Origin of the sequence: Thiohalocapsa halophila (assembly GCF_016583825.1) — a bacterium.
Taxonomy (GTDB): Bacteria; Pseudomonadota; Gammaproteobacteria; order Chromatiales; family Chromatiaceae; genus Thiohalocapsa; species Thiohalocapsa halophila.
This window is the reverse complement of the sequence record NZ_NRRV01000169.1, coordinates 1-1,824: the sequence shown is the minus strand read 5'-3', so window position 1 is coordinate 1,824 and position 1,824 is coordinate 1. Positions and strand designations below refer to the sequence as shown.

The window sequence follows — 1,824 nt, the reverse complement described above, 5'->3', positions numbered from 1 at the left end:
CAATGAACGCCCTGACTTTGGCCGAGAGGCCGAGGATATGCTGCTCCACGGGCGCCTGGCCGCCGAGCCGCCTGAAAAACCCGAGCAGTTCGACCACGCCGACATACGCCGGAATGGAACTGCAACCCCGAACCTGCAGCGCCTCCGCCATGGGCAGTTGCTCATGATTGTCATGATCGCACACGTACGCGGCCATCTTTTGGCTCAGCGGCGGCCAGTATTCTGGGGGGCGAATTCGCTCGTTTTTGACGTACAGCCATCCGGTTCCGGGCGGGCCGTTCATCCATTTGTGGGTCGGCCCGGCATAGAAATCGCAGTTTGTCACCTGGTTCTCCGGTCTGCCGAGATCGACCATCCCGACACCCTGAGCGCCGTCGACGATCAGATAGCGGATATTGAGATCGTCGGCCCTGCGCCGGACCTCGTCCAGCGGCAGGCGTACCCCTACGGTGGGATAGACGTGGGAGATGCACAAGGCCTTGGCATTCTTCAATAGAGCTTCTTCGCAAAACAGATGGTCCAGCAGGCCTTTCGCATCCATGTCCCTGAGGGCTTGCGGGTGCGGAAAATCGACAACCTCGACCGCAACCCCCAGGCGTTGCTTCAAGACCCACAAAGGCGACACGACGCAGGGATGCTCGTTATCCGTGATGACGACCTTGTCACCCGCCACGAAATTCAAACCCATGAGCACCATGTTGATGCCCATGGTGGTGTTGTCGGTCAAACAGACGTTGTTAAGCCTGACCCCAAGGAAATCCGCCATGGCTTGGCGGTTTTGTTTTTGTTGTTTGCCCAGGGTCGAATCGGTCTCATAAGCAGTCGTCGGATTGCGAGCCCAATCTTTCAATTTCTGCGTGTACTTGGCGATAACATCGGCGGGCATGGAGCCCTCTGTGCCGTTGTTCATGTAGATGAAATCCGTGGGCAACGACGTGAACTGCCGTTGTGCCTCTTCTATGGTGAGATCCGGCGACTTGTTGCTTACCATTGTTAATACCTTGTTTGGGCCATAAAGGTCAGTCGGGATCGCCCACCCATTGGCGCACCAGATCCGGTCCGGGCACGCCACCGCTGTGAACGACCTGGCCATCGACCACGACTCCTGGGGTGGACATCACCCCATAGCCCATGATCTCGGTGATATCGGTCACCTTCTGCAACTCGATCTCGACCCCCGCCTCCTCGGCGGCATGGGCGATCACTTTTGCCGTCATCTCGCAGTTGCGGCACCCCGGACCCAGCACCTTGATGTTTTTCACCGTCTCACCTCTTTAAGAAGGATGGGAGCACCCAGCCTTTCCGGCGCTCTGCACCGGCGGACAGGGTACGGTACCTTAGGAACAATAGACGCAGCAATCACCTGGTGTGGGCCTGAAAAGAACGCCGCAGGACGAACACTCCCAGTACGAGACACAGGCATCGTCCGGACCAGGGTGGGAACCGAGGCTCCGATGCTGCTCGATTTGCAGCGTCTGCCCCATGCGGATCTGCCAGACATAATCCTCGACTCAGCGCTCGGGCCGAAAGGCCTGCATTACAATGTCCCTGAACCAGGCCACCAGCAGTCCGGCAGCCGCCTAGAGCGTGGCCAGCTTCCAGTCCAGGATACCCACTAGGATGACCAACGCCACCTCGTTGATCATCGGACTGCCGATCAGAAAGGAAAAGGTCACGCCCAACGGGATTCCCGCCTCGACGAAGCCGATGAACAGCGGTAGGGAGGGGGACGAGCAAAACGGCGTCATCGCCCCGGGGTTGACGGCAATCCCCTTCGCCTCCCGATCCGGCCGCCCTCTCATGAAGGCAGGTACCCGCTCGGGG

Annotated in this window: 3 protein-coding genes and 1 pseudogene; all 4 read right to left on the bottom strand. The window is 59.3% G+C overall.

What is annotated here, in order from left to right; translation table 11 throughout:
* On the bottom strand, window positions 1-991 hold a 991-nt coding region (locus CKO31_RS25745), incomplete at its 3' end, for an aminotransferase class V-fold PLP-dependent enzyme (RefSeq protein ID WP_200243679.1).
* A gap of 28 nt (window positions 992-1,019) precedes the next feature.
* Complete coding sequence (locus CKO31_RS25740) at window positions 1,020-1,262, bottom strand: thioredoxin family protein (RefSeq protein ID WP_200243677.1); 243 nt, start codon at window positions 1,260-1,262, stop codon at window positions 1,020-1,022.
* Window positions 1,263-1,274: 12 nt separating this feature from the next.
* Window positions 1,275-1,430 (bottom strand): annotated as a pseudogene (locus CKO31_RS27910) (GDCCVxC domain-containing (seleno)protein); the annotation flags it as partial.
* A 150-nt stretch (window positions 1,431-1,580) separates the two neighbouring features.
* Window positions 1,581-1,824, bottom strand: a 244-nt coding sequence (locus CKO31_RS27830; protein WP_369075155.1) for a permease, incomplete at its 5' end; no start/stop codon positions are given.